This is a genomic window from Sulfurimonas sp., from assembly GCF_023228785.1.
Classification (GTDB): Bacteria; Campylobacterota; Campylobacteria; order Campylobacterales; family Sulfurimonadaceae; genus Sulfurimonas.
Window position 1 is genome coordinate 1 of the sequence record NZ_JALOAN010000027.1, and the last position, 24,239, is coordinate 24,239.

General features: G+C 33.2%; 27 protein-coding genes. 1 reads left to right on the forward strand and 26 read right to left on the reverse strand.

Going from position 1 to position 24,239, the window contains the following annotated elements:
* Positions 1-326 (forward strand): ArsR family transcriptional regulator (locus tag M0Q24_RS07895; protein ID WP_295049326.1); only part of this gene is annotated, 326 nt, incomplete at its 5' end.
* Positions 327-448: 122 nt separating this feature from the next.
* Here M0Q24_RS07895 and M0Q24_RS07900 read toward each other — a convergent pair.
* The 26 genes from M0Q24_RS07900 to M0Q24_RS08025 form a co-directional block, all read right to left on the reverse strand.
* On the reverse strand, positions 449-1,171 hold the full coding sequence (locus M0Q24_RS07900) for a 1-acyl-sn-glycerol-3-phosphate acyltransferase (RefSeq protein ID WP_295049328.1): 723 nt from the start codon (positions 1,169-1,171) through the stop codon (positions 449-451).
* Positions 1,149-1,691 carry a hypothetical protein gene (locus M0Q24_RS07905; protein ID WP_295049331.1) on the reverse strand — a complete coding sequence of 181 codons (543 nt, stop codon included), beginning with the start codon at positions 1,689-1,691 and terminating at the stop codon, positions 1,149-1,151. The genes M0Q24_RS07900 and M0Q24_RS07905 overlap by 23 nt, the downstream gene beginning before the upstream one ends.
* Positions 1,684-1,938, reverse strand: a complete 255-nt coding sequence (locus M0Q24_RS07910; RefSeq protein ID WP_295049334.1) for an acyl carrier protein — start codon at positions 1,936-1,938, stop codon at positions 1,684-1,686. The genes M0Q24_RS07905 and M0Q24_RS07910 overlap by 8 nt, the downstream gene beginning before the upstream one ends.
* A gap of 78 nt (positions 1,939-2,016) precedes the next feature.
* Positions 2,017-3,444 (reverse strand): radical SAM protein, encoded by a 1,428-nt coding sequence (locus M0Q24_RS07915; protein ID WP_295049337.1) that lies wholly within the window; start codon positions 3,442-3,444, stop codon positions 2,017-2,019.
* Positions 3,444-4,670: a beta-ketoacyl synthase N-terminal-like domain-containing protein gene (locus M0Q24_RS07920; RefSeq protein ID WP_295049340.1), complete on the reverse strand. Its 1,227-nt coding sequence runs from the start codon at positions 4,668-4,670 to the stop codon at positions 3,444-3,446. Before M0Q24_RS07920 ends, M0Q24_RS07915 begins: the two co-directional genes overlap by 1 nt.
* Entirely contained in the window at positions 4,667-5,995 is a 1,329-nt protein-coding gene (locus tag M0Q24_RS07925; RefSeq protein ID WP_295049343.1) for an FAD-dependent oxidoreductase, read from the reverse strand. Before M0Q24_RS07925 ends, M0Q24_RS07920 begins: the two co-directional genes overlap by 4 nt.
* Positions 5,992-6,690 (reverse strand): SDR family NAD(P)-dependent oxidoreductase, encoded by a 699-nt coding sequence (locus M0Q24_RS07930; RefSeq protein WP_295049346.1) that lies wholly within the window; start codon positions 6,688-6,690, stop codon positions 5,992-5,994. Before M0Q24_RS07930 ends, M0Q24_RS07925 begins: the two co-directional genes overlap by 4 nt.
* Positions 6,687-8,201, reverse strand: a complete 1,515-nt coding sequence (locus tag M0Q24_RS07935) for a histidine ammonia-lyase (protein WP_295049349.1) — start codon at positions 8,199-8,201, stop codon at positions 6,687-6,689. Before M0Q24_RS07935 ends, M0Q24_RS07930 begins: the two co-directional genes overlap by 4 nt.
* Entirely contained in the window at positions 8,185-9,054 is an 870-nt protein-coding gene (locus tag M0Q24_RS07940) for a lysophospholipid acyltransferase family protein (RefSeq protein WP_295049351.1), read from the reverse strand. Before M0Q24_RS07940 ends, M0Q24_RS07935 begins: the two co-directional genes overlap by 17 nt.
* Positions 9,045-9,731 carry a glycosyltransferase family 2 protein gene (locus M0Q24_RS07945; RefSeq protein ID WP_295049353.1) on the reverse strand — a complete coding sequence of 229 codons (687 nt, stop codon included), beginning with the start codon at positions 9,729-9,731 and terminating at the stop codon, positions 9,045-9,047. Before M0Q24_RS07945 ends, M0Q24_RS07940 begins: the two co-directional genes overlap by 10 nt.
* On the reverse strand, positions 9,728-10,018 hold the full coding sequence (locus tag M0Q24_RS07950) for a hypothetical protein (RefSeq protein ID WP_295049356.1): 291 nt from the start codon (positions 10,016-10,018) through the stop codon (positions 9,728-9,730). Before M0Q24_RS07950 ends, M0Q24_RS07945 begins: the two co-directional genes overlap by 4 nt.
* Entirely contained in the window at positions 10,011-11,606 is a 1,596-nt protein-coding gene (locus M0Q24_RS07955; protein ID WP_295049359.1) for an NAD(P)/FAD-dependent oxidoreductase, read from the reverse strand. The genes M0Q24_RS07950 and M0Q24_RS07955 overlap by 8 nt, the downstream gene beginning before the upstream one ends.
* Positions 11,606-11,956 (reverse strand): hypothetical protein, encoded by a 351-nt coding sequence (locus M0Q24_RS07960; protein ID WP_295049362.1) that lies wholly within the window; start codon positions 11,954-11,956, stop codon positions 11,606-11,608. The genes M0Q24_RS07955 and M0Q24_RS07960 overlap by 1 nt, the downstream gene beginning before the upstream one ends.
* Before the next feature lie 5 nt (positions 11,957-11,961).
* Positions 11,962-12,219, reverse strand: coding sequence for a phosphopantetheine-binding protein (locus M0Q24_RS07965; RefSeq protein ID WP_295049363.1), 258 nt, complete (start codon positions 12,217-12,219; stop codon positions 11,962-11,964).
* A gap of 17 nt (positions 12,220-12,236) precedes the next feature.
* Positions 12,237-13,427, reverse strand: coding sequence for a class I adenylate-forming enzyme family protein (locus M0Q24_RS07970; protein ID WP_295049366.1), 1,191 nt, complete (start codon positions 13,425-13,427; stop codon positions 12,237-12,239).
* Positions 13,424-15,538, reverse strand: coding sequence for a hypothetical protein (locus M0Q24_RS07975; protein WP_295049368.1), 2,115 nt, complete (start codon positions 15,536-15,538; stop codon positions 13,424-13,426). Before M0Q24_RS07975 ends, M0Q24_RS07970 begins: the two co-directional genes overlap by 4 nt.
* Positions 15,531-16,010, reverse strand: a complete 480-nt coding sequence (locus tag M0Q24_RS07980; protein ID WP_295049371.1) for a hypothetical protein — start codon at positions 16,008-16,010, stop codon at positions 15,531-15,533. The genes M0Q24_RS07975 and M0Q24_RS07980 overlap by 8 nt, the downstream gene beginning before the upstream one ends.
* Entirely contained in the window at positions 16,007-17,224 is a 1,218-nt protein-coding gene (locus M0Q24_RS07985; RefSeq protein ID WP_295049374.1) for an NAD(P)/FAD-dependent oxidoreductase, read from the reverse strand. The genes M0Q24_RS07980 and M0Q24_RS07985 overlap by 4 nt, the downstream gene beginning before the upstream one ends.
* A 260-nt stretch (positions 17,225-17,484) precedes the next feature.
* On the reverse strand, positions 17,485-18,288 hold the full coding sequence (locus tag M0Q24_RS07990) for a hypothetical protein (RefSeq protein ID WP_295049377.1): 804 nt from the start codon (positions 18,286-18,288) through the stop codon (positions 17,485-17,487).
* Entirely contained in the window at positions 18,285-19,412 is a 1,128-nt protein-coding gene (locus tag M0Q24_RS07995; protein WP_295049380.1) for a beta-ketoacyl synthase N-terminal-like domain-containing protein, read from the reverse strand. Before M0Q24_RS07995 ends, M0Q24_RS07990 begins: the two co-directional genes overlap by 4 nt.
* The gene (locus tag M0Q24_RS08000; RefSeq protein WP_295049383.1) at positions 19,405-19,671 is read right to left on the reverse strand and encodes a phosphopantetheine-binding protein; all 267 of its coding nucleotides are present in this window, start codon (positions 19,669-19,671) and stop codon (positions 19,405-19,407) included. The genes M0Q24_RS07995 and M0Q24_RS08000 overlap by 8 nt, the downstream gene beginning before the upstream one ends.
* Positions 19,672-20,808, reverse strand: a complete 1,137-nt coding sequence (locus M0Q24_RS08005) for an ABC transporter permease (RefSeq protein WP_295049385.1) — start codon at positions 20,806-20,808, stop codon at positions 19,672-19,674. It lies immediately after the preceding gene.
* A complete protein-coding gene (locus M0Q24_RS08010; RefSeq protein WP_295049388.1) occupies positions 20,801-21,676 on the reverse strand; it encodes an ABC transporter ATP-binding protein in 876 nt (291 codons plus the stop codon). Before M0Q24_RS08010 ends, M0Q24_RS08005 begins: the two co-directional genes overlap by 8 nt.
* The gene (locus tag M0Q24_RS08015; protein WP_295049391.1) at positions 21,677-22,681 is read right to left on the reverse strand and encodes a BtrH N-terminal domain-containing protein; all 1,005 of its coding nucleotides are present in this window, start codon (positions 22,679-22,681) and stop codon (positions 21,677-21,679) included.
* Entirely contained in the window at positions 22,668-23,084 is a 417-nt protein-coding gene (locus M0Q24_RS08020; RefSeq protein WP_295049394.1) for a hypothetical protein, read from the reverse strand. Before M0Q24_RS08020 ends, M0Q24_RS08015 begins: the two co-directional genes overlap by 14 nt.
* A 1-nt stretch (position 23,085) precedes the next feature.
* Positions 23,086-24,231, reverse strand: coding sequence for a beta-ketoacyl-ACP synthase III (locus M0Q24_RS08025; protein ID WP_295049397.1), 1,146 nt, complete (start codon positions 24,229-24,231; stop codon positions 23,086-23,088).
* Between the last annotated feature and the right edge of the window lie 8 nt (positions 24,232-24,239).

The window sequence follows — 24,239 nt, forward strand, 5'->3', positions numbered from 1 at the left end:
GAAATGAGACTAGATTTCTTATCTTTAAGAATGTATTTACAGGTGGTTATGTGTGTTCCATAGACAATAAAAACCCAAAAGTAAGCCCTCACTCCACATGTGTCTCAACAATTGCTCAACATTTTGAGTTTTCTCTACCGACAATCTCAAAGCATCTGCAGTTACTCCGTGAAGCAGGCATTATTAAAATGCAGAAAAAATCAAACAAGATATATATAGAGCCAAATATTGAGACTATAAGAGAGCTTGGAGGCTGTTTTACAAAACTAGTTGAAAATTTTGAGAACAATAGAGAACTATTTTTTGATGATGTTATTTTAAAGTAACTGTAAGATGCCTCGATGATTTATATAGATTTTATACTTAGTTAGTAACTTAGAGATATATCTTATTTCTATCAATATATTTGCTTTTATACTCTGTTTTTGTTCAGATATAAGATAAAGAATTATTTATTTTTATAAGACATCATTTCAGAGGCAAAATTCATCATTTGAATTTCATTTTCAAAATTTTGAGGGTAGATGGCATCTAACATTTTAACTCTTACGACTGTTCTAGCAGTAGTTTTAAAGCAAGGGTCACCTTTAGCCAAAAGTTTTGCTGAGCCATCAATTATTATAGGTATGATGGGCTTGTTTGTATTCATCGCTAATCTAAAAGCACCTTTTTTAAACTTCTTGAGTTTAGTGCCATCATTTCTTGTGCCTTCTGGAAAGATTATAATGTTTCTATTGTCATTTAAAATATCTTCAAGCTCTTTGTACATAACTGCGATATCGTTTAGTTTGTTTTTGTTTACAGTTCTTGCACCTATGAGTTTTCCTACAAAAGATGCAAAAGGAATTCTTGTAAAATTCAAGTTAGTCACTGTTAAATATTTTTTTATAAAACTTCCTAAAATAGGATAATCAAGACTAGATTGATGCGTAGCAATATATATAGCGCCGTTTGGCAAATAATCTGGTAGTTCAATTTTTAAATCTGCTACATACAAAAGTTTAAAAAATATTTTATATATGACAGAAGAGAGGTATTGAAAAATATCTTGTGGATACTTCATAAAAGGGTAAACTAAAAAATATATAAGAAGTGATGGTAATACAAAAAGACCTATAGTTCCCCAAAATAAGATAAAAGCATAAAAACTAAGAAGACATTTTAATCGCATATACTCTTCCATATATAATCTGCATACCTAAAATAAGACCGAAGTAAATATACCAACCAACAGAGCTATATAGTGCCCAGACAGCATCACTTGCACTAAAAACTAACACAACTTGAACAACTGCGTAAAGAAGAATAGAAAAAGCCCAGTAAGCGTCTCCACTCTTTAAAAATCTACTCTCAGCTTCACTCAACTCTTTTTTATAAAACTTCTGTGTAAATTTATATATAAGCCCTCTTTTTTTTATAGCCGACTCTGCAAAAATTGTAAAAAATGCCATCGATGTAAATACAGGTATAAACTTTATAGTTTCTAAACTTACATAAAAGTATGAAATACTCAACAAAACAAGATAGATACCCAGTATTACAAAATCTTCAATTTTTTTCTTTTGTTTAAAAGCATATATCAAAACAACAAGTGATATAACAATATATGTTAAAACAATTTTTTTAAAATCAAAGTAGTGGATTAAAAGTAAAAATGAAGGGGCGAAAAGTAGTGTTAGGACACTACTCATCAGCAGGTATAGAAGATAAAACAAAGTTACATACATCTTCGATAGTACGTAAGTCTTGCATCTCTTCTGTTTTTATCTCAATACCAAGCTCTTTGTCTAATGTTACCATTAAATCAATTGCATCTAAGCTATCAAGTTCTAAGTCAGTAAATAAGTTTGCTTCCATTGAAATAGCCTCTTCTTCTACTTCAAATTCGTCCATTAATACGCTCTTAATTTTACTATAAACTTCTTCTTTTGTTGCCAATATAATTCCTTTGTCTCTTTTAATTACTAATGTGATTATTGTAATCTATTGTTTCATATTTTATCTTTAAATGCGTCGCTATATTTTGATTTTAGACCTGAAAAAACCTAAAAAGAACATAGTTAACCTTTTGAGATGCGTTAAGTTTATCAAAGACATTTTTGTGTAGTACCATAATATCTGAGGACGCTTATAAAAGGACTTAATAATCTCCTTATATTCACTATCTAACTGCTCTTCTGTAAAACCTTCTGCTTGATATACAAAGTTCATACCATTGAGTCTATCCCAATCCTCTTCTCTAATAGAAGTACCATATAGTTTTCTATAGATTGGAGATCCTGGGTATGGTGTAAATTTTGAGAGATTCATTGTTGTCATGGGTACTCGTTTTATAAAATCTTTTGTAAGATTAATGCTCTCTTGATTCTCTCCAGGATAACCTAACATGAAAAGCCCTTTGACTTTGATACCAGCTTCGTGAGTCCATTGAACAGCTTGTTCTGCAGTTTTGACTCTTTGTGATTTTTTCATCTCATCTAAAAGCCAGTCTGAGCCACTCTCAAGTCCAAAACTAATCTCCCAACAACCTGCTTCTTTCATAAGTGCTAAAGTCTCTGGTTTAACAGTGTTTACTCTAGCTGTACAGCTCCAAGTCATATCTATCTTATCTTCGATTAGAAGCTTACTAAACTCTATAACTCTTGCATTATGTGCTACAAAAAGATCATCTACAAACTGTAAATGCTTCACTCCATAGACTTCACTTAAGTGCCTCATAACACTATGTACATGCTTAGGAGAGTTATATCTTATCTTACCACCAAAAGTAGATGTATCACAAAATTCACAAAGAAATGGACATCCTCTTGAAGCTGAATATGTAGCTACTGGAGATCTAGGATAGTCATAAATAGCAGGTAGATAACCATGAGGAAAGTTTGGTAATAGATCCCATGCTGGAATAGGGAGAGAGTCTAAGTCCTCTATTGTTGGAGGTGGTGTTGTTTTACGGATTATGCCATCAGCATCTCTATACATAATGCCATTAACACCCTCTAAAGAATCGCCATTTTCAATAGTTTTAAGTAAGTTTTCTAAAATCAACTCACCCTCATGAATAACACAAACATCAAACTCACCAAAGCGCTCCATCGTCTCATAACCCATAGAAGAGATATGTGGTCCACCTACTAAAATATATATATTAGGGTTTTTTTCTTTAATGATTTTAGCGATGATTGAAGCATTAAAAACACCAACAGTAAAGAGTGTGATGCCTACAAATTTTGGGTTTTTCTCAAGTACTCTTTGTGCTACAGTTTCTGGTGAGAGTCCTTCTAAATCACTCTCTATTATCTCTGTGGTATAACCTATCTCTCTCGCTTTTGAAGCGAGTAACAAAAGACCAATAGAAGGAGATCTATTGGTTATATGTTTAAGATAGTCCGTACCCGCAGAAACCTGTTCATATGGAGGATTTATAAAGATAATTTCACCCAACATTAGGCTTGGTACTTCTTAAATATCAAAGAGGTGTTTATCCCACCAAAAGCAAAGTTGTTATTCATAACAATATTTACATCTTTCTCAGTATTTTCACCTAAAACATTTATTGGTGCACACTCTTTATCTAATGTCTTAAAATTCATGGTCTTTGGTAGTAAAGACTCATTTAAAGCGATAAGACATATAACTGACTCAACAACACCACAACCACCAAGAAGATGACCCATATGTCCTTTTGTACTGCTCACCGGAGTTAAAGATCCAAAAATGGCATGAGTTGCATGCGATTCTGCGATATCACCTCTAGCTGTTGCTGTTGCATGAGCATTGATGTACTCAATATCTTCTGGTTTTAGTTTTGCATCTTCTAAAGATGTCTCCATCACCTGCTGCATCCCTTCTCTTGAAGGTGTTGTAATGTGTGCACCATCACAACTTGTTCCATATCCTATAATCTCACCATAGATTTTAGCACCACGAGCAAGAGCGTGTTCAAGCTCTTCTAAAACTAAAGCACCACTTCCCTCACTTACAACAAGTCCATCACGAGCTTCATCAAAAGGTTTTGATGAGAGATGTGGCTCATCTGCGTGTTTAGTTGAAGCGGCAGCCATAACATCAAAAACACCTGCGGAGAGATAATGATGCTCTTCTGCACCACCACAAACCATGATATCACTCATGCCATACTTTACACTTTCATAACCAGCACCAATACCTTGAGAAGAAGATGTACAAGCTGAACAAGTAGGAAGATTCCGTCCCTTTATTTCAAACATTTGGGCAAGATTTGCAGCGACTGTATGACTCATCATCTTTAAAAAAGCCATTGAATTTTGACCACGAAAGCTCATTTTTTCCTGAACTTCTGGCATATATTCAAACATTGTTTCATTGCCACCCATTGTTGAGCCAAATGCCAAACCACAGCGTTTAGAACCTAGCATCTCTGGGGTTAAGTTTGCATCTGCTATAGCTTGGCCTGTTGATACTGCGGCTAGTTGTGCGACTCTTCCCATAGAACGACGAAATTTTCTAGGAATAGCTTTAAGATCAACATTTTTCACACGACCAGCCACTTTTGTACCTAAATCTTTAATGATTTCCCATTCAGGAACATACTCAATTCCAGATTTTTGTGCTTTTAAACTCTCATATAGTTCATCGTATGAATTTCCAAGTGGTGAGTTTAAGCCGACACCAGTAATTACAACTCTTCTCATTTTTTCTCCTCAAAATAATTCATTAGTATTTCAGCACCTAAAAAAGCACCTATTAAACCAGGTGCAATAATATTTTCACCTGCAAAGTATAAGTTTTTTACTCTTGTTCTTGGCATCACAACTGATAAACTTTTTTGTTTAGCTGAACATAAAACACCATAGATACTTCCTTCACTACCATTTGAGTAGTGCTGTTTAGTCAAAGGCGTAGAGCTATCAATAACTTCAATCTCTCCAAAATCGTATAACTTTCTAACTCTATTTAAGTGATGTTGGCACTCTTGCTCTTTTTTCTTTTTATATTCATCTTCAGAGAGATTTTCATACTCGCTATAGTAACTTCCAGCAAGAATTGTAGCTACCGTTTTACCTTTGTAGATACGAGAAGGTAAGACAGAGATAAATTCATCCCCGTAAAAGTAAAGATTTGACTCTATCTGTGCATCTATAAGACAAAATATTGAGAAAAAAGAGGGAGACTCTTCGAGATCTTCTATGTGGCTCTGATATCTTCTTTGTTTTTTATCTAAATCATCAAACATTTTTAGCGTTGTTTTTGGATGAACTGTAGAAATGATTGCATCGTAAGCGACTTTTTCGTCTTTACATAGAAGTGCGTTCACTCCATTTTTATCTTGAAAAATCTTTGTAACTTCACTTCTTTTTTTGATTGTAGTTTTTGATAGCGACTCTTTTAGTGCTGATATAATTGCTCCACCACCACCTTCTATTTTTCTAGTTCCATCAAGCATATTTATAAAGATTTTTGCATAAAAATCAAAAGAAGCATCTTCATAAAATGCAGTTGCATAAAAGATAGTAAAATGCAAAAAAACCTTTCTAAGTTTTTCATCTTTTATATCTTTCATAACATCTTTTAAACTACGAGAGTCTACTTTAACAAATTGCTCTGGCTTTGAGCTTATTTCACTCACTTCATAACATTTGTGAAAGAAAATCTCTATATTTTCACTCTCTTTGGGAAATCTAGCTTGAAGCTGTTTTTTAAACTCTAAAGAGCTAAGAGGTACTTCAAAAATCTCATCATCTATATACAAAGTATCAAATGCGCCATCGTACTTCTCAAGCTTTAGCTTTTCTAATAACTCTAACCCTTGCATTGAGTTATATAGATATTGACCTTTTTCTAGGGCTCCAGAATAGTGGAAACCTATATCAAAAAGTACTTTCTTTCTCTTAAAAGAGTCTAGCACACCACCTAATTTAGAAAGTCTTTCATAAATAGTAGGAGAGTAGCCTCTGCGCTCAAGCATAAGTGCACATAAAAGTCCGCTAAGCCCTCCTCCTATTATCGCTATTTTCATCGAACCATTCCACCGCTTATGTTCATAACATCACCTGTCACATAAGATGCTTTGTCTCCTAAGAAAAAGACACATTCTGCAACATCGTGAGCAACACCAACGCGACGAAGAGGGATACCTTTTTTCATCTCTTTTAGAGGTAGATCTTTTGTCATTTCAGATTCTATCAGTCCAGGTGCAACTGCATTTACACGAATTTTGTATCGTGCTACTTCTGCTGAGAGTGCTTTTGTAAATGCAATCATTGCACCTTTTGCAGCTGAGTAATTTGTCTGACCTGCATTACCAACAAGTCCTGAGACCGATGCAACATTTACAATTGCACCCTTTTTGTTTGCGATCATATTTTTTAAAACTGCTTTTGTAACATAGTATGTACCATTTACAGAAGTATCTATTACATCACTCCACTCTTCATCTTTCATCCAGAAAAAAAGATTATCTTTTGTAATGCCAGCGTTATTTACTAATACATCTAACTCTAAACTCTCAACAGCAGAAGCAACTTCTTCTTTTTTAGTAATATCAAAATATAGTGTTTGGGAGTTTACTAACTCCCCATGAAGCGCATTAGCCTTTGTCTCGTTAGATCTGTAGTTTAAATATACAAAATATCCATTATCATGAAAGTATCTTGCACAAGCTTCACCAATTGCACCAGTAGCCCCTGTAACTAAAACTTTTTTCATACTCATGCAAAAGCACCATCAAGGATCATTTTATAGACTACTTTAATATCTATATCCATTCTTCTATCAAACTCTAAAGCCTCAACTTCTGCGCGAACTTTGTCATAGTTTTGTTGTAAGAATTCAGAACACTTTGACTTACCGCGCAAATCAACTGCTTGAGCCATACCAATAATAGCTATACTCAGCATATTTGTCAGATCTGGAAGTTGTTTAGCAAAGTGTAGTGCTGCTGTTGTTCCCATACTTACTTTATCTTGGTTAAAAGACTCTGTAGGACGAGAGTGCAAAGATGCAGGAACTGTGTTCATAATAACATCAGCAGTGAGTGAACTTAGTGTTATTTGCATAGCTTTAAAACCATGGTGAGTCGATTTTTTGTTAAGTTTAAGAGATTCACCTAAACCTTTGTTAAACTTATGATCTACTAGTAATCCAAACTCTTTGTCAAGTAGATCTGCAACATTTCCAACGCAGATACGCATAGTATCCATAGCGTGACAAACATATCCACCATAGAAGTTACCAGATGTGTAGATCTTTTTACCGATAGGATCTATTAATGGATTGTCATTTACACCATTAATCTCAGTTTCAATCCACTTTTTTGCAAGTGTAAGGTTGTCATAAACCACACCTAAAACTTGTGGAGCACAACGAATAGAGTAGCGATCTTGAATGTTTTGCTCAGCTTCTAAGTGAAACTGATCATAGCGACCAAAGGCTTCGTGAGTAAGTTTTGAACCATCACATTTAGCTAAAATATTTGCAGCTGTAGCGCGTTGACCATCAAAAGGTTTAGAGTCATGAACAAATGGTTCTAGAGGCGTTGTGTCACACAAAAGCAGCTCAAATATCGATGCAACAAAAGACTCCATAGTGCTTAAAATTGTCTCAAATTTTTCAATAGAATTAATTGCAATAGCACTCATTGCGGCCGTACCATTCATAATCCCAAGTGCTTCTTTTGGTTTAAAAACATATGGTTCTATTCCTAATTCTCGGTAGAGTTCTGCTGTATCTCTAATCTTGCCTTCATAGTAACACTCTCTATCCCCAGCAATTACAGCAGCTATATATGAAAGTGGTGTTAAATCACCACTAGCACCTACTGAGCCTTGAGAAGGAATAAGTGGATAAATTTTTCTCTGAAGAAGCATCTCAAAACGCTTAAGTAGATCATAACTAACTCCACTCTTTCCTTTTGAGAGACTAATCATACGAATAGTTACCATAATACGCGAAACTTCTTCACTCAAGTACTCACCAACACCACAACCGTGGAAACTATAAAGATTTTTTTGAAGCTCTTGTGCCTCTTCAAATGCTGCATAATTTTGTCCAGCTTCACCATAACCTGTTGTTACACCATAAATTGGTCGTCCTGCTGAAATGTTTTCTATAAGAAACTCATGACCTGAATTGATAAAATCGATAAACTCTTTACTATCATCTAGTTTTACACTGCTATCGTGTAAGAAATTTTTGTACGAAATCACTCTATTGTTTATTAACATTTATTTTCCTCGGATTAAAAAAATCGTAAAAATTATACCATTGGTTAGGATAAATTTTAATTATTTTTGTGAGAATATTCATATATTCTTGGGCTATTTCTTCTAATGACTTTTCTTCTATTGTAATATCTTTAAATATTAACTTATAGTGTTTCTCTTTTGTTAAAACTACAAAAGTTGCTACAAGTGTTTTTTTAAATCTATAAGCTATATCAAATGGATTTTTATTTATCTCAACTTGTGAACCTAAAAAATCAACAGTCACAACTTTCCTTGGATCAGTTACTCTATCAGCCATCATTGCAACAACTTCTTTGTTCATAAGAGCATTAGCAATTTGTATATTTGCTGCAATTGCGCCTTTGTTTAAATCTATTATTTTCACATTTGATTCATTTTGGCGCTGCTTAGACTTTTCAAGTTCACTTATTTTATCTTTTGTTGCTTCATGCATCACTATATTCATAGGTGGTATATTTGCTCTCATAGAGTATCCAGCAGTAGCCCAACCACCAATATGTGAAAGCAAAACTATACCGCCCTCTTGCAGTGACATAAAAGCCTCTCTATTTTCACGTTCAAAAGAGAGTTCATCTGGTTTTATTCTTGAGATAAATCTATCAAAAATTGAGAGTGCAAAAAGCTTTATATGTCTAAAATAAGCTACATAACTTAATTTTAGACCTAAATGCTCATAATAACTCTCTAAAGAGCGCTTAACAGAAGGTGTAAAAACCACATAATAAAGTGTAACAAAATTTAAAATAAATGATACAAATCTATATCCTAAAAGCTTATATATTGTCAATAGTATCTTATGTCCTAAGGCATTGCCATACTGTTTTATACCCATAAAATTCCTCTTAATAATAGATATCTTTGAAGCATAAGCTTCGTATGAGCCTTAGTCAAACGCCAATTATCATAAAACTTATCAAAATGAGAAACTCTCTCTCCCTTAGGAGGGTAATAACACTCAACTTCAACATCAATAATCTTGCCTTTTCTATAAGAGTGCAAAGCAAGAACTTCTATCTCAAAGTCAAATCTTCTATTTCTTATACTTAGATCTAAGATATCTATTGGATAGATTCTAAAACCACTTTGAGTGTCACCTAGAGATTTGAATGTTTCTAAAAAGACCCAAAAATTACTAAACTTACGACCAAACTTTGAGCTATTTGGTACACTCTCTGAGCTAAAATCACGATTGCCAATTACTATAGATCCTTCTTTATAGTGAGATGTCAGCTTAACTATCTCTGAGCTTAGATGCTGTTTATCTCCATCAAATGTCAAGATAGCATCAAAACCTAGTTCTTTAGCACGCTTTGCACCACTTAAGATAGCCTCACCTTTTCCCATATTAACATCATGTCTTACTATATCGATCTCATCATATTTTGTAGTTATTTTTTCATCTGATCCATCATCTACTACTATGATTTTATACTCATACTTAAAAAGGTCTTCTATAACCTCATCTATAAAAGGAGAGTTATAAACAGGTACAACGATAGAGATTTTCATAAACTAAAACTTGCTACTTCTTTATCTTCACATAAGACACTAAATTTATTGGCACTTCTTTTGTATGTTAAAGTCTGCTTTGGAGTAACTAAACTCATAAACTTTGCTTTTTTAATAGTTTGGACTTCAAAATTAAAAACATCAGCAACAATTTCAAAGTGAACAAAACCAGGAAGGATAGGATGTCTTGGAAAATGTGCTTTAAATATAGGATGTTTTTTATTGCTTAATTTAACAACTGCTTCATTTTCACTTTTTGAGATAACTTCATATAAACCCTCAAACATATTGTTGACCTTTTTTAATATCTATTATTTTTAATTTTTGACCTTCGATCGGTTTTATGAGATCTTCTTGTCTGCATCCTAATATTCTCGCAGCTGTATCAACTCCAGAGTAAGTAGCTCCAGTTACACCGTGAGCTAAGATACTAGCACCACAAAGATAGAGGTTTTTTACTTCACTTACAGCTCTAAAAGCATTTGGACCTATTTGGTCTAAACTCTTTTGTGTGCCATAAACACTTCCTTGTGTTGCATTTATAAAGTACTCATTTGTTAAAGGTGTGCCTAACTCTTTATGAACGATACTCTCTTTAATATTTGGGATGGCTCGATTAAGAGTATTTATCATTTTATCCATCAGCTTCTCTTTAAATTCTAAGTAGCTTTTTGAACGCTTTTTTACTTCACCCTCAAACTCTTTAAATGCTTCATAATTAATGTAAGTAATTACTTCAAAGGTATGTTCTTTACCATTATAACTAGCTGGGTCTTTGAGTGTTGTACAGCTAATAAATAGACCGGGAAAATACTCTTGTGAGAGAATATCGCTACTCATCATCTCTTTATAAACATCATCCATATCTCTATTTGGCATAATCCAAATATTTCCAGAGTCAATTCCAGCAGCCTGAACGTCCATATTTACAGTTAAAAAAAGCATCAAAGATGTACATGAGTATTCACTTGCATCTAGTTTAGCATTTAGTTTTTCACTCAAGTGTTCTTTGCCTACTAAATCATGATATATCTTTTTTGGATCTGCATTTGAGATTATATTTTTAGCATAGATCTTCTCACCGCTACTAAGCTCAACGCCAATTGCTGACTTTTTATCATCAAGTAGGATTTTTTTAACTCTCTCTTTTGTGCGGATTTTTCCATCATAACTCTCAATACTTTTTACCATCGCATTGACAATAGATGCTCCACCACCCTCAGGATAGTAGCCACCACTTAAGTAGTGCTCCATTACAGCTGCATGAAGAGGAAAACTTGCTTTTTTTGGAGGAAGTCCATGATCTCCACACTGAACATTTAAGATCTTTTGTAGTAGCGGATCTTTTACATGCCAGTTTATAACTCTTTTTAAAGAAAAAAGACCATATTTCCCTAAATGACGAGTTCGCCAAGGGATTGTGACCTTGTCCCAAAAACCATTCATCTTTGGTATGAGTTGTAACTCTCTACTTACATCACGAACTGTGTTTAAGTATCTGATAATGCCTTTTTTCTCATGAGGAAATCTCTCAATAAGTGCATTTTTAAAGTTATCAAATCCAGCAGGTATATCAAATCGCTCATCTCCAATCCAACAATGCTCATAGCCTTGTGGATTCATTCTAACAAATGTTAAATCATTAGCAATACCTAAACCTCTATAAAGATCATTTGATGACTCTCCCTCAGCCAAAAGACCAATATAGTGAATGCCAGGAGTAAACCTACTTCCATGAAGGGAAAAACTATGACACCAGCCACCAAGAAGATAGTGCTGTTCTAGTACAAGTACTTTATGCCCTTCTCTAGCAAGACACAAAGCAGAGGCGAGTCCACCAGCTCCAGAACCAATTACAATAGTGTCATACTGCATTATTGAACCGCTATAACAAGTGTTCCAGTAGCTATAGTCATCTTATCTTCAAAGATCTCAAATCCAACATATCTCATTTTATCAAGACGATGTTCATCTGTTACATGTGCTACAAGTTTTAGTTGGGTTGGTTTTTGCAAAAGCTTTATACCTTTTAGACTAACCAAAAATGCACTCTCTTTGTCATTTACTCTAAATGAAGCACTGCTTTGAGCAGCAGCTTCAACTAACATTGGGAGTGTTGGGATCTGCTCATACTCTATAAGTACATCAGCAGATTTGTCATCTTTTTTAAGTGTATACTTTGCAAATTTAATAGGTGCAAGATGTGGAAGCTTTATTTCAGTCATTTCTTTTAACTATTTTTTTCGTTATTTATGTACTCTGTAAGAGATGCAGATGAAGCAAATATATTTTCAGCTTCAGCCATATTTGTAATTTTCACACTAAACTCTTTTTCTAAAATAAGCGTTAACTCAATCGCATCAACAGAGTCAAGACCTAAACCATCATCCCCAAAAAGTGCCATATCATCTTCTATCTCATCTGTTGTTATATCTTCGAGGTTTAAGCCTTCGATTATTTTAGCTTTTACATCTTCTATTTTTATCATTATTTCTGTCCTTTTTTTTAATTAAATATTACTTTCTTACCCATTGCGGAATTATTAATTTTATCTACATATTTAAGATTAAATGGAATTGTTATAATACCATAGTATTGACTTATTTTTTCCTTTATAAGACGCTTACTAACTTCCCCTGAGGCTTCAAGTGTGATAAGAATTTGCTCAGATCTTAGAAGCTCTTTTTTATATACTAATGAAACTATAGCCTTGTTTATTTCTGGTATCTCTTCTAAGATATTTTCTATTAAAGTAGCAGATATTCTTTTGCCTGCAATTTTTATAAGTTTATTACTACGACCTATAAGAGTAAATGTTTTATCTTTTATTTCAACAATATCCTCTGTTATATAGGGTTGTATAAGCTCTATTATCTCTGAATTTAAAATGTAGTTAGATATAAAAGGAGATCTTACACTCAGCTTATCATCACTACTTTGGATCTTAACATAAGGAAGAGTATTCCACTCTGCAGAGCGTCCTTTTTTATATGCTATACCACCTGTTTCAGTTGAACCAAAAAGTTGAACAATGTTTGAAGAGTATTTATCTTCAAATATTGCAACATCTTCTAAGGCTAAAGGTGCGGTAGAAGAGACAAAAAGTGCATGAGACAGATCTTTACTCTCTGGTAATTTTGCCATTGCTTTTATAAATACAGGAGTTGTGATTACTAGCGTATCCTCTTTTAAAGCTTCTTCTAAAAGTTCATAAGGTAAAAAGTCTTCTTTGACTACAAGTGTTACACAATCTAATTTTATTGGAAGTAATAATCCTGCTAAGATCCCATAAATATGAACAAAAGGAACACTTACTACTACCCTTTTAATATCACGATTTGCAAGAATCTTTTTCAGACTCTCTACTTCTAGGAGTAAGTTATCTTCTGATTTAAATGCACCAACAGGGAAACCACTGCTTCCTGATGTAAAAAAGAGAATCTTAGAATTTTTGTTTGCCTTATCTATACTTTTTAACTCATTAATATTGTTGTTATTATAAAAGTCTAGTAACTGTTTATGGTTAGCATCAAAGAGCACTATCTTTTGTCCACTCAAATATTTTGGTATAAAAGTTTTTATAAAATCAAGCTTATTTGTAGTTTGTATATAATCCCAATGAGGGCTTATAGTTACACTTTTTTCTAGATCTATAAGCTCTTTGCTTCCATCTAAATTAATATATTCTAAAATCATCGCATCACCTTAACTAGTATAAATATTGCACCACAACCTAATGCAATAACAATCCCGATGGAATTTAAAGCCACAATAGTACTAAAGATAAGTACACCAAATGCAGCGATGGTACTTAAGAGTGAGTATTTTACAGCCAACATAGTATTGGTTGGTTTTTTAGAGTTACTCATATAGATGCCATAATCAATTCCTATGGCTATAAGGATTATTAGAGAGAAAAGGTGCATGATGTTTATAGCATCCATGCTCACAAGTACAGCCATTGTAAAACTTAGAGGAAAGAGTATATAGTTTATGGCGTAGATAAAATGTGCACGGACGCTAAATAAAAGTAGAACAAAGATAATGACAAACACAAATGAACCAAAATATAAAAGGTCGTCATACATCTTCTGCGTGGCTCTATCAAACATCTCTTTTACATCTATGCTAGATATAAAAGAAAGATTTTTTATCTTTTTAACGTCACTAACAAGCGCTATAGTGTAGTGAATATTTTTATCGTGATAGATAGAGAGTCCATAAGTTTTAAAAATATCTAACTCTTTAACATCACAAGAAATTAGCGGAGATACAAAAGTATAAGCATTTTTAAAATAACTCTCTTTAAAACCAATCTTTGATGCCTCTTCATTTATAAGTCTATTTAATCTTGCAAAATCATAAGCCTTTAGCTCTTCTTGTCTTACTTCACAGCTCTTTTGATCTTTAACAAAAGAAGCTAGGGAAAATGTATCTGGAAGTATTGATTTTAGCTCATGCAAGTTTTCGATCAATTTATTTTGAGTTGTTGCTTCTACGATTACTGGAGTAAGTTTTGATCCACTATTACTTTTAAATAACCTCTCAGCCTCTAAGAGCTTTAGGTTTTGATAATCTAAATTTCTAATATTGCTATCTAGTTTAAAATTAAAAGCACTATAAGTAAAGAGTGCTAAAGAGAGCACAAAAACAATAAGAGCTGGAATTTTTCTCTCTTGTCTTACACTCTCTATTTTGTTAGACTCTTCATATCTTTTAAGCCCAAGATATGGAAAAACAAAGGTAAAAAGCACATAAGCAAAAGAGAGCGATAAAACTGCAAAAGAGCTAATTTGTGAGATCAAAGGAATTGGAATAAAAGAGAAAACAGCAAATGCCGATAGAGTTGTAAGATATCCATAAAGTACATTTTTATCAATCTTTTTAGAAGCCTCATAAAAATTATGAAAGTGATAATGTAGAAGATAGTCAATACTTACAGCTGTTAAACTCATCCCAAATGCCAAAGATAAAATATTGAAATTATCAATAAATATTGTACTTATTAAACTTGCAAAAAGCATGGATGAGATGAGTGCTACTACGGTTTGAGAAAGAAGTCTAATATTTTTTATAAGAATATAATAGATCAGAAGTAAAATAACTGTAGAGAGTATAATTATCCACTGAACATCTGCTTTAATTTTGCTAGAGTTTTCAACTGTGTAAAAAAATGGAGCAAATGCCACAACTTTTGGATACTCTTTAAGTAAAGTATGCACATCTTCATAAAGCTCTTTGGCTTCACTCATTTGAGAAGGCGAAACATCTGTCATAACTCGGATTAAAAAACCATAATCTCCTAACGTTATAAACTCACCCTTATGCGATATCCCAGAGTATTTAATATTTTCTAATTTAAAAAGGGCTAAAGGATCATTTTTATCTATACTTGAGTAAAAAACACTAGAGAGTTGTTCATCATAAAGTGCTTGTAATTTTTGCAAAACTTGCTCTTTTGTGATATTGGCATCATTAAATTTTGCAAGTATAGAGTAGTTGTTTTTATAGTAATCTTGTATCTCCTCCGTTGGAACTATGCTTGATTGAACAAAGTTTATATGTTTTAGTTCTTTTAGTTTTTTAGAGATCTCACGAAGATCTGCTTTGGACTTTTTATCAAAGCCTTTAACTGCTATGAGCATCTCTTTAGAATAGCCCAAATTGTTAGCAATGCTTAACTTCTCAACACTCTCCTTTGTTGCAAAGAGTGAGAGTAGATTTGTAGATATAGTCATACTATCTTTTAGTAAAACACCTACAGATAGAAGAATAAATAGTATTATAAAATTAAGATATTTAGTCATTTATATTGATACTTATTGTGTCATTATTTTGTAAAAAGAGCTTTATATATTTAAGTTCATTATCATATTTGCGAAGTTCAATTAGATTTATATAGTTTTTTATAGCACCAAGAGGTTTTAGTATTTTTACATTAGATCTATCTTCTATCTCAAACATACCTTCCAACTCACTCTCATCACCCTTATGGAGCAAACGAAGTATGTCAAAGTATTGCATCATCTTACTAGATTGCATCTCTGGGAGTTGCACGATTTTACCATTTTCATAGTAGTTTAGAGTGTCATTATCATAGTCAATCTCTCTAGCGCTTTGCGGATATGATATATTTAAACCATTTTTTGTAAAGCTTATCTTACCTTCTAACTGTGTTGAGCGGTTTATAGCGTCGCTATATCTTAGCTCTGTAAAGCTATAAGTTTGTGCAAATACAGAACTTGCTAAGAGTAAAGATAGAAGTACTTTTTGGATCATGACTTTAGCATCTCATATGTTTTCTCAAGAGCATATTTTGAAGAAGTTACAAAGCTATTATCTTTATCCCAGACATAACCACTTAGAATTGAGACTATTTTTTTCGTAATTTCAGGGTTTTTCTTTTGAGAGAAAAGTATAGTCTGCAATGTGCCATCATACCAACCATTTACATAGTCTCTAAACACATCTATACCTAGCATCATATAATCTTCATATTCTACCTTATAATCAACTACTTCACCTTTTAATTCTCTTGCTGTGAGTTCTGCTGCTTTTGAACCTGATTCTAGAGCGAGTGTTACACCAGAAGAGAAAACTGGATCAAGAAATTCAGAAGCATTTCCTGTTAATATAAAGTTTTTATCATAAAGTTTTGTAACTGCTGCTGAGTATCCACTCAAAGAGTTTACCTCTACAATTCTTTTAGACTCAGCATATCTTTTAGATGCTGATGGGTTATTGTAAATAATATGTTCCCAAAACTCTTCATCACTCATATTAAACTTTTTAAAGTACTTCTCAGTACAGACTACGCCAACTGAAGTTACTCCATCTGAAAATGGGATATTCCAAATCCACGCTTCATTATCACCAACAACATCTACAAAGATATAACCATTTTGTTCGCCCTCTGGACGGTTGTCTTTATCTACACGAGCAAAAGTTGCACGACGAAGTGCTAGATGAGAATCAGCTTCAAGATCCAGTAATCGAGGTAGAACACGACCATAACCTGAAGCATCTAAAACTTTCTTCGCCTTATAGAGTTCCTCGCTACCATCTAAATTTTTCACTGTGATAATATTTTCATTCTCATCATAGGCTATAACCTCTACTTCATACTCAACATCACAGCCTTTTCTCTGAGCCTCATCTATTAAAAGTTTGTCAAAAACTTCACGCTTTACCTGAAAAGAACTTCCCCACTTTTGACCTAAGTTTTGTGAAAAATTTAGTGCTGCAAAGTCGCCCTCTTCATTTCTAAATGCAACCCCACCTTTAAACTGAAACCCTGCTTCTTTGACCACGTCAAGTAAATTTGCTTTTTCTAAGAGTTCATTACACCTTGGAAGTAGAGATTCACCTATCATAAATCTTGGCAATTTAAGCTTATCAACAATCTTTACACTAAAGCCATCTTCTACTAGTTTTGCCCCTGCGATAGATCCAGCAGGACCTGCCCCTATAATAAATACATCTACTTCTTTCATAATCACTCCTATGTAATCTAATCTAAAATTGAACCATCTGGTTAATCTATGAACCAGATTCCGTGTCAAGCACGGAATGACGAACACGCGTCACCCTAAACAAGCAAACCGTCACCCTGAACAGGCAAACCGTCACCCTAAACAAGCAAACTGTCATCCTGAACAAACTGTCATCCTAAACAAGCAAACCGTCATCCTGAACTTGATTCAGGATCCAACTTAATAACTGTTCAGAGCCTTCAATTATAATAAAATACTGTTTAAGCTAAAGCAATAATTTTTATTATTTTATAACTATCCTCAAAACAATCAATATAAAGCATTTTTTCCTTCTCTTGTATAGTCTTATTGAGATAATAGCTTGGCATAGTCTCAAAATATTCACTATCTTTTAAAGAGTCTAAACCTTTGCATCTAGGTGAAGTCATTACTTTTAAATCACTATTTTTTATAAGTTCTTGAACCTCTTGTAAAGAGTATATCTTCGTATCAAATTCAACCTCGGCGATAGCTCCCGATGATGATAGTGAGAGTTTTTGATAGTTAACACTACTAGTCACTTCTGCATCTTCATCAAGACCCAAAACTCTTTTAATCACTTCATTTGGATTTGTACACAGATCTACAGAACCTATTATCGCTTCGTTTTGAGATAGATTTAGTGAAGCAAAAACTGAGATAAGCGTGTTTATAAAAGTAAAATTATTTGAAATTTGAAATGTATTTTTATCTTTTAAACCTAAAGAGTTTGCCACATAGTAACTAGTGGTATTTCCCAACATATTTATAAAGTCAAAAGGTTTTATAAACTCTTTTTCTTCATATACATACTTGTTAGTTTTTTGTAAAACATCAATATTACCAACACCACTTGTAATGTATAGCTCATCACTACTACTAATTTCTACCTTATCTTTTAATAACTGAGCGCCATATATAGCTAAATGGATAAAAGTGTCTTGTCTGCGAGTATCGAGTTTATACTTAGTTTTTAACTCTTTTTTAATCTCAGATCCATCTAAATGACCCCTATAACTACTTACTGCTTTTACATATAGTTTCATTTAGACTCTTTTTGAATTATTACAGAGGTATTATTACCACCAAAACCAAAATAATTTAACATAAAAATTCCACAACTACATGCTTTATGCTCTTGAAGTGGAGTATATTCTTTTATGATTGAGTCTTTATGATTTAGTGTTTGAGGGATAAAACCATCATCTATACATGACATAATCATAGCCAATTCTAAGACACCACAAGCTCCAAGAGTATGTCCAACATATGGCTTAAGTGCACTAAAAGTAACATCGGATGCAAATACTTTTTTAATTGCATTTATCTCTGACATATCATTTGTAAGTGTGCTTGTTGCATGAGCTTTGAGCATTGTAATATCTTGTGCTGTTACCTTAGCAAAACTCATTGCTTTATCCATAACCTCTGCATACTCTTCACCACTTGAGCTTACCGAGGTGATATTTAAAGAGTTACAGTTTGAGTAGCCACCTCTTAATGACCACTTTGAACTATCTTTTCCAACCAAAACAGCCGCAATTGCCTCACCCAAAACAAGTCCGTCTCTTGCAACATCAAAAGGTCTTTGAATATCTGTAGAGAGAAGTTTCATAGAACTAAAACCATCGCTCATCATTTGTGAAAATATCTCAACACCAACTACTATTGCATACTCTACAACACCACTGTTGATAAGATTTCTTGCTTCTAAAACTGCATTTATGCTTGATGTACAGGCTGTGCTTATGGTCATAGTAAACGGGTTGAGTTCTAACTCTTTGGATATTTCATTTGCAAAAGAGTCTATACTTTTCTTACTTGAAGCATAAGGCTTTTTTTTATACTCATAAACGCTACTCTCAATAGAATCAATTATATTTTTATCTATTAGTGAAGTTCCTATAATTAGAGCTGTTTTAGCTCTTTGTTGTGGTGTTAGTTTTATAGTTATAGTCTCTACAAGTTTTTTTATAGCTTCTTTGATTTCATTAGCATCATCTTCTACTTTATCACTAAAAAGATAGTATGGTATTTCAACAGCATCATTAAGTGTTGAGACTTCTTTGTAAGAAATGTTAATATCAATGTTTTTAATCGACTGTAGAGTTTCTAAGGTATTTCCTTGTGAACTCCTTAGCGTATAGTCTAAAATATTTATACTATGCATTTTGCTCGTTTATGTAAGCTACTAAATTATCAATCGTAGTTACAACTCGTCTAAAATCCTTTGAATCTACAAGTCTGATACCAAATTTGTTTTGCAAGCCCATTGATATTTGTAGAGCATCTAAGGAGTCTAACTCTAAGCCACTTTTATCTGAAAAAAGTTCAACATCATCTGCTATATCTTCTGGTGAGATATCCTCTTTTTCACACTCTTGTATAATCATACTTTTTAGATTATATTTTAATTGTTCTATATCCACTTAAAAACCTTTTTTTATACTAATTTGTAGTATTAACATAGATAACATTAAAGATATCACACCAAATGTGATAAGCATAAGTACATTGTTTAGTACCATGCTAAAGTTTGCCGATTTTAAAAAAATATCTAAAAAAGCATCAAGTCCCCACGACATAGGAGAGATTTCTGATAGCTTCTGCATAACTGGAGGCATAATAAACTTAGGTACCATAACTCCACCTATTGCTCCAAGAAGTATATTTAATATACCACCTATTGTCGTCGCTTGTTCACTTGATTTTGCACTTACTGCAATTAAAGAAGAGATGCCAATAGCTGCAATACTTAAAGCAACTGAGACAGCACCAAGTGCAAAAAACGAGCCATTAATAACTAAAGCTGGCGTATCAAAAAGAGGTACCAAGTAGATCCCAACACCAAGCATAATTAAGACTTGAAACTGGTTTATAACAAGGTAAGGGATACTTTTTGATATACCCATAGCAAAAATTGAGACATTCATAGAGTTTAACCGAGCTAATGTATTTTGTTTTCTTTCATTAACATAAATCGTTGACATTGGAATAATGATAAAAAACATTCCAAATACAATCCAGGCAGGTACACTCTGCTGAGTTGAGTTTGGAATATTAATAGAGTTATTATAACTTACCTCATACATAGTTTCAACTGAGATCTCTAAATCAGAGAGTATCTTCGATATTTGAGGAGATACCCCTTCAATATTTCTTACCATATTCTCTAGCTTCGCACTTAAGACATGTTCAAACAACATAGCCTTAAACGCTTCTATCTCATCACTTTTTATAGAATCTCTCACATTAATACTTAACTTAGAGTTTGGCTTACTCTCATAATCTTTTGGAATCGTTACTACAAACTGTGCAGAAGTTTCATCATCTAGAAGATGAAACTTTTTATCCGCTTCTATCTTTGTTAAAAAATCTTTACTTATCTTACTTATATCTGCATCGTTTACATAGAGTGAAAACTCTATGCTCTCATTTGTAAATTGATCTCTCATAGCAACTGACATTATAAGTATAAAAATTGCAGGCATTACAAAAAGAGCTAAGAGTGCATGTTTATCCCTAAGAACAAGTAAAAACTCTTTTTTTATCATCGCTTTAAACATCTTTTGCACCTGTTATGTCTAAAAAATGTTTTTCTAAATTGCTCGAGCCATAGTTAATCTGTTTTATCGATATTTTGTGTGTTTTACATAATTTTAATGTAGCAAAAAGTTCACTCTCTTTTGTTTTTATAGTTGTCTCACTACTCATGTCAAGCCCAAGTTCTTGAAGTTTTTCGGAATAGATCACTTCAACACTCACACTATCACTGCTTCTATTTGTAATTAGATTCTCAACAGAGTTTTGTTCTATTAATTTTCCATGATCTATAATAGCAACTTCATCACAGATCTTCTCTATCTCATTCATATAATGGCTCGTATAAATCACTGTAATACCAAAGTTTTTATACTCTTTTATAGAATCAAGTATCTCATTTCTACTCTTTGGATCTATACCTACAGTTGGCTCATCGAAATATATAACTTTAGGGTTATTTAAAAGACCAATAGCAATATTTAATCTTCTTTTTTGTCCACCTGAGAGAGTTGAAGCTTTTTGTAAAAGTATTTCTTCTAAAGAATTTATTTCTACAGACTTATCATAACTCTCTTTCTCTGCATTTTGTACTTTTGCAAAAAAATCTAAATTTTCTTTAACACTGAGATCTTCATAAAAAGCAAGATGTTGAGGAATGATTGAGCTAAGACTTTTTACTTTTTTAAGCTCTTTATTCATATCTAAACCAAAGATCTCTACACTACCGCTATCTTGTGATATTAGTCCATTTAAAATAGAAAGAAGTGTTGTCTTTCCTGCACCATTTACGCCAAGTAATCCAAAAACAGAACCTTTTTTTATCTCCAATGATAAGTTATCAAGTGCTTTTTTCTCTCCATAAGATTTTGTTAGGTTCGTTATTTTTATCATTTAATACTTTGCACACAGTTCTAATAACTTTTGATAGACTTTTTTCTCTTCATCAGATATAAATTCTAATTTTTGAGCGATTACTTCATAATCTATATTGTTTTTTGACTTAACAGCTTTTGCAACCATTAGAGCAAACTCTCTAAATTCATCACCCACTTTTAAAAACATTTCAGAAGCTTCTACTAGCATTTCATTGTTGTCAAAGATAAGACTAGATTCTTGTAAAAAAGAAGCGTAAAGATATCTAAAACCAGCACCACCTGTACCTATCTCTTCTTGCATTCTTACTATATGACCAAGAAAAAGTTTTGCGTAACGTTTATCTTTTTTTTCTAGTTTGCGAATCGATTTTGCTAAATATTTAATCCCTTTTAAGCCAGCTATTGGAACAGGAGTATTTAGCATAGTCTTTGAAACTTTTTTAATACTCTTTATGATTAAAGGTTTTAAATCTATCTCTGTTGGTACACTTATAGGATAGTAAAGGAGCCCTTTAGGCGCCATTGCCCCTTTTACAAATCTTGCTTTTGTCAGAGATACTTTGTCACACTTTTGAGTAAACTCAAAAACAGGATCACTTACATCGTATGAATCACCATCTTTTTTAAAGACTAAAAGGTTATGTGCATTAAAATGAAAACGCATCTCCTCTGGAAAATATGGAAGCCAATATACAGAGGTTTGAGCACCTACTATTTTACCCTCAGCTAGTAGCTCATCAAGTCTTGCTTCACCTTTTTCTTTACTTGAAAATGTTTCAAGTTTCATCTTAACATTTAAGTTTTTTTGAATATTTTTTATAATTGACTTTGGCATACTTCTATATGCAACAAGTGGCATCCCACCCATTTTAAGAAAGGGAAGATAAGCAAAAGTAAGCGCATTTGCAAGACCAAAAACCATAGGTTCACTAAGACTAAGCCCATAGTGTCTTAACATTGATGACATTACACCACTTTCACAATGTGCAGAATGTGTATGTTTAAACTCAACTACACTCATAATCTCTCTCTTGCAATACTTTTAATCTCTCACTCGATATTCCCATGGCTTCGACATAAATTGCTAAACGTTTTTCACTGATTTTGGCAAATACTTCTGGCTTAAAATCTCTTTTGATTGTCCATTTAAAAAAACTTGTAGATTCAGATAAAACCTGCAAGTCCATTCTTATAGAGTACATATAATAATATAAAGGAGATTTTAGTCCTTTTTTTACTTCACAGTAAGCTTTAGCTTCATTCTCAAGTAGTTCTTCTAAGGCTTGTTTTGTAACTGTTTCTTCAGCACTCCAACCGCTAGATTTTACTACTTTTACACTTCCATCTTCATCTTTTGCATATATCGCTTTTTTATTTTTTGCATATGTTGAGCTATCATCTTGAGGGACGCTATTAACATCCATACTAAACTGCCTCTAAAAGCATAAATGCAGTGGAAAATCTACCGCTCTCTGGTATGTAACATAAAACTTTTTCACCTTTTTTAATTTTACCACTGTTAAACAACTCTTCTATCATAATATAAATTGAGGCAGATCCCGTATTTCCTCTGTATGAGAGATTTGTAAACCACTTATTTTGTGGTATATCACAACCCGCTTTTTTCATTTTTTCATATACTTCATCTCTAAAGAAACCAGAAGAGTAATGAGGTAAGAACCAATCTATCTCTTTTGGATCAAACATCTTTTTTTCAAGCATTGTAGCAAGTGCTTTTGTCACTGTATATTCCATTACGTTTTCATTTAGTAGTTTCACATCTTGCTTTACTGCAAAGATAGACTTGCTTAACCACTCCTTTGGAGCATAAGTTCTCCAACCTCTAACAGAACCATCCTCTTGCTTTTCGCATCCTGCGTACATACAGGTCTCTAGTATATTTGCATACGAAGTTGAAAAAATCTTGTCTATTTTAAGAGAGAGTGTGTCTGCATTTGGTTTCGCACTCAAAGCGATAGCCCCTGCTCCATCACTTAACATCCATCTTAAAAAATCTTTCTCAAATGCTATCTCCGGATGCTTATCAAGATTATCAACTTTTGTTTCAATCTCAGGAGTAAAATTTTCAGCTCTCATAACTGCAGATGAGTTCTCACTCCCAGTTGCAATTGCTAATTCTGCTTCGCCAGACTTCACTGCAGTATATGCATACTTTAAAGCTGTAACACCACTTAAGCAGATACCAGCAGTAGACATAATTTCAAGTGGATCACAAGCAAGTTCTCCATGGACCATACTTGCATGGTTAGGCATAAGTTGATCAGGCATCGTTGTTCCACAAGAGAGTAAATCAACACTATTTAAGTCAAGCCCATCAGCTTCTAGTTTTTTAATTGCCTTTGCGGTTAGCTCCGCATTTGTATGTGTAGCTTTACGGGTTTTTGGATCTATTGCATAGTATCTTGTCTCAATATTGTTTGAACGTAGTATGATTCTCTTAGCACGAGATGGTCTATCACCTACCTGTCCTAGAACTTTTTCTATATTTGTGTTGTCAACGGCTTCATTAGGCAAAAATGATGCTATTTTATTTATATATACATTTCTCATATTATCTC

What these genes read in the sequence shown, in the direction of transcription:
- M0Q24_RS07900 (WP_295049328.1), bottom strand. Translation starts at nt 1,171, where the DNA reads ATGCGATTAAAATGTCTTCTTAGTTTTTATGCTTTTATCTTATTTTGG.
- M0Q24_RS07905 (WP_295049331.1), bottom strand. Translation starts at nt 1,691, where the DNA reads ATGAGTAGTGTCCTAACACTACTTTTCGCCCCTTCATTTTTACTTTTA.
- M0Q24_RS07915 (WP_295049337.1), bottom strand. Translation starts at nt 3,444, where the DNA reads ATGTTGGGTGAAATTATCTTTATAAATCCTCCATATGAACAGGTTTCT.
- M0Q24_RS07920 (WP_295049340.1), bottom strand. Translation starts at nt 4,670, where the DNA reads ATGAGAAGAGTTGTAATTACTGGTGTCGGCTTAAACTCACCACTTGGA.
- M0Q24_RS07925 (WP_295049343.1), bottom strand. Translation starts at nt 5,995, where the DNA reads ATGAAAATAGCGATAATAGGAGGAGGGCTTAGCGGACTTTTATGTGCA.
- M0Q24_RS07930 (WP_295049346.1), bottom strand. Translation starts at nt 6,690, where the DNA reads ATGAGTATGAAAAAAGTTTTAGTTACAGGGGCTACTGGTGCAATTGGT.
- M0Q24_RS07935 (WP_295049349.1), bottom strand. Translation starts at nt 8,201, where the DNA reads ATGTTAATAAACAATAGAGTGATTTCGTACAAAAATTTCTTACACGAT.
- M0Q24_RS07940 (WP_295049351.1), bottom strand. Translation starts at nt 9,054, where the DNA reads ATGGGTATAAAACAGTATGGCAATGCCTTAGGACATAAGATACTATTG.
- M0Q24_RS07945 (WP_295049353.1), bottom strand. Translation starts at nt 9,731, where the DNA reads ATGAAAATCTCTATCGTTGTACCTGTTTATAACTCTCCTTTTATAGAT.
- M0Q24_RS07950 (WP_295049356.1), bottom strand. Translation starts at nt 10,018, where the DNA reads ATGTTTGAGGGTTTATATGAAGTTATCTCAAAAAGTGAAAATGAAGCA.
- M0Q24_RS07955 (WP_295049359.1), bottom strand. Translation starts at nt 11,606, where the DNA reads ATGCAGTATGACACTATTGTAATTGGTTCTGGAGCTGGTGGACTCGCC.
- M0Q24_RS07960 (WP_295049362.1), bottom strand. Translation starts at nt 11,956, where the DNA reads ATGACTGAAATAAAGCTTCCACATCTTGCACCTATTAAATTTGCAAAG.
- M0Q24_RS07965 (WP_295049363.1), bottom strand. Translation starts at nt 12,219, where the DNA reads ATGATAAAAATAGAAGATGTAAAAGCTAAAATAATCGAAGGCTTAAAC.
- M0Q24_RS07970 (WP_295049366.1), bottom strand. Translation starts at nt 13,427, where the DNA reads ATGATTTTAGAATATATTAATTTAGATGGAAGCAAAGAGCTTATAGAT.
- M0Q24_RS07975 (WP_295049368.1), bottom strand. Translation starts at nt 15,538, where the DNA reads ATGACTAAATATCTTAATTTTATAATACTATTTATTCTTCTATCTGTA.
- M0Q24_RS07980 (WP_295049371.1), bottom strand. Translation starts at nt 16,010, where the DNA reads ATGATCCAAAAAGTACTTCTATCTTTACTCTTAGCAAGTTCTGTATTT.
- M0Q24_RS07985 (WP_295049374.1), bottom strand. Translation starts at nt 17,224, where the DNA reads ATGAAAGAAGTAGATGTATTTATTATAGGGGCAGGTCCTGCTGGATCT.
- M0Q24_RS07990 (WP_295049377.1), bottom strand. Translation starts at nt 18,288, where the DNA reads ATGAAACTATATGTAAAAGCAGTAAGTAGTTATAGGGGTCATTTAGAT.
- M0Q24_RS07995 (WP_295049380.1), bottom strand. Translation starts at nt 19,412, where the DNA reads ATGCATAGTATAAATATTTTAGACTATACGCTAAGGAGTTCACAAGGA.
- M0Q24_RS08005 (WP_295049385.1), bottom strand. Translation starts at nt 20,808, where the DNA reads ATGTTTAAAGCGATGATAAAAAAAGAGTTTTTACTTGTTCTTAGGGAT.
- M0Q24_RS08010 (WP_295049388.1), bottom strand. Translation starts at nt 21,676, where the DNA reads ATGATAAAAATAACGAACCTAACAAAATCTTATGGAGAGAAAAAAGCA.
- M0Q24_RS08015 (WP_295049391.1), bottom strand. Translation starts at nt 22,681, where the DNA reads ATGAGTGTAGTTGAGTTTAAACATACACATTCTGCACATTGTGAAAGT.
- M0Q24_RS08020 (WP_295049394.1), bottom strand. Translation starts at nt 23,084, where the DNA reads ATGGATGTTAATAGCGTCCCTCAAGATGATAGCTCAACATATGCAAAA.
- M0Q24_RS08025 (WP_295049397.1), bottom strand. Translation starts at nt 24,231, where the DNA reads ATGAGAAATGTATATATAAATAAAATAGCATCATTTTTGCCTAATGAA.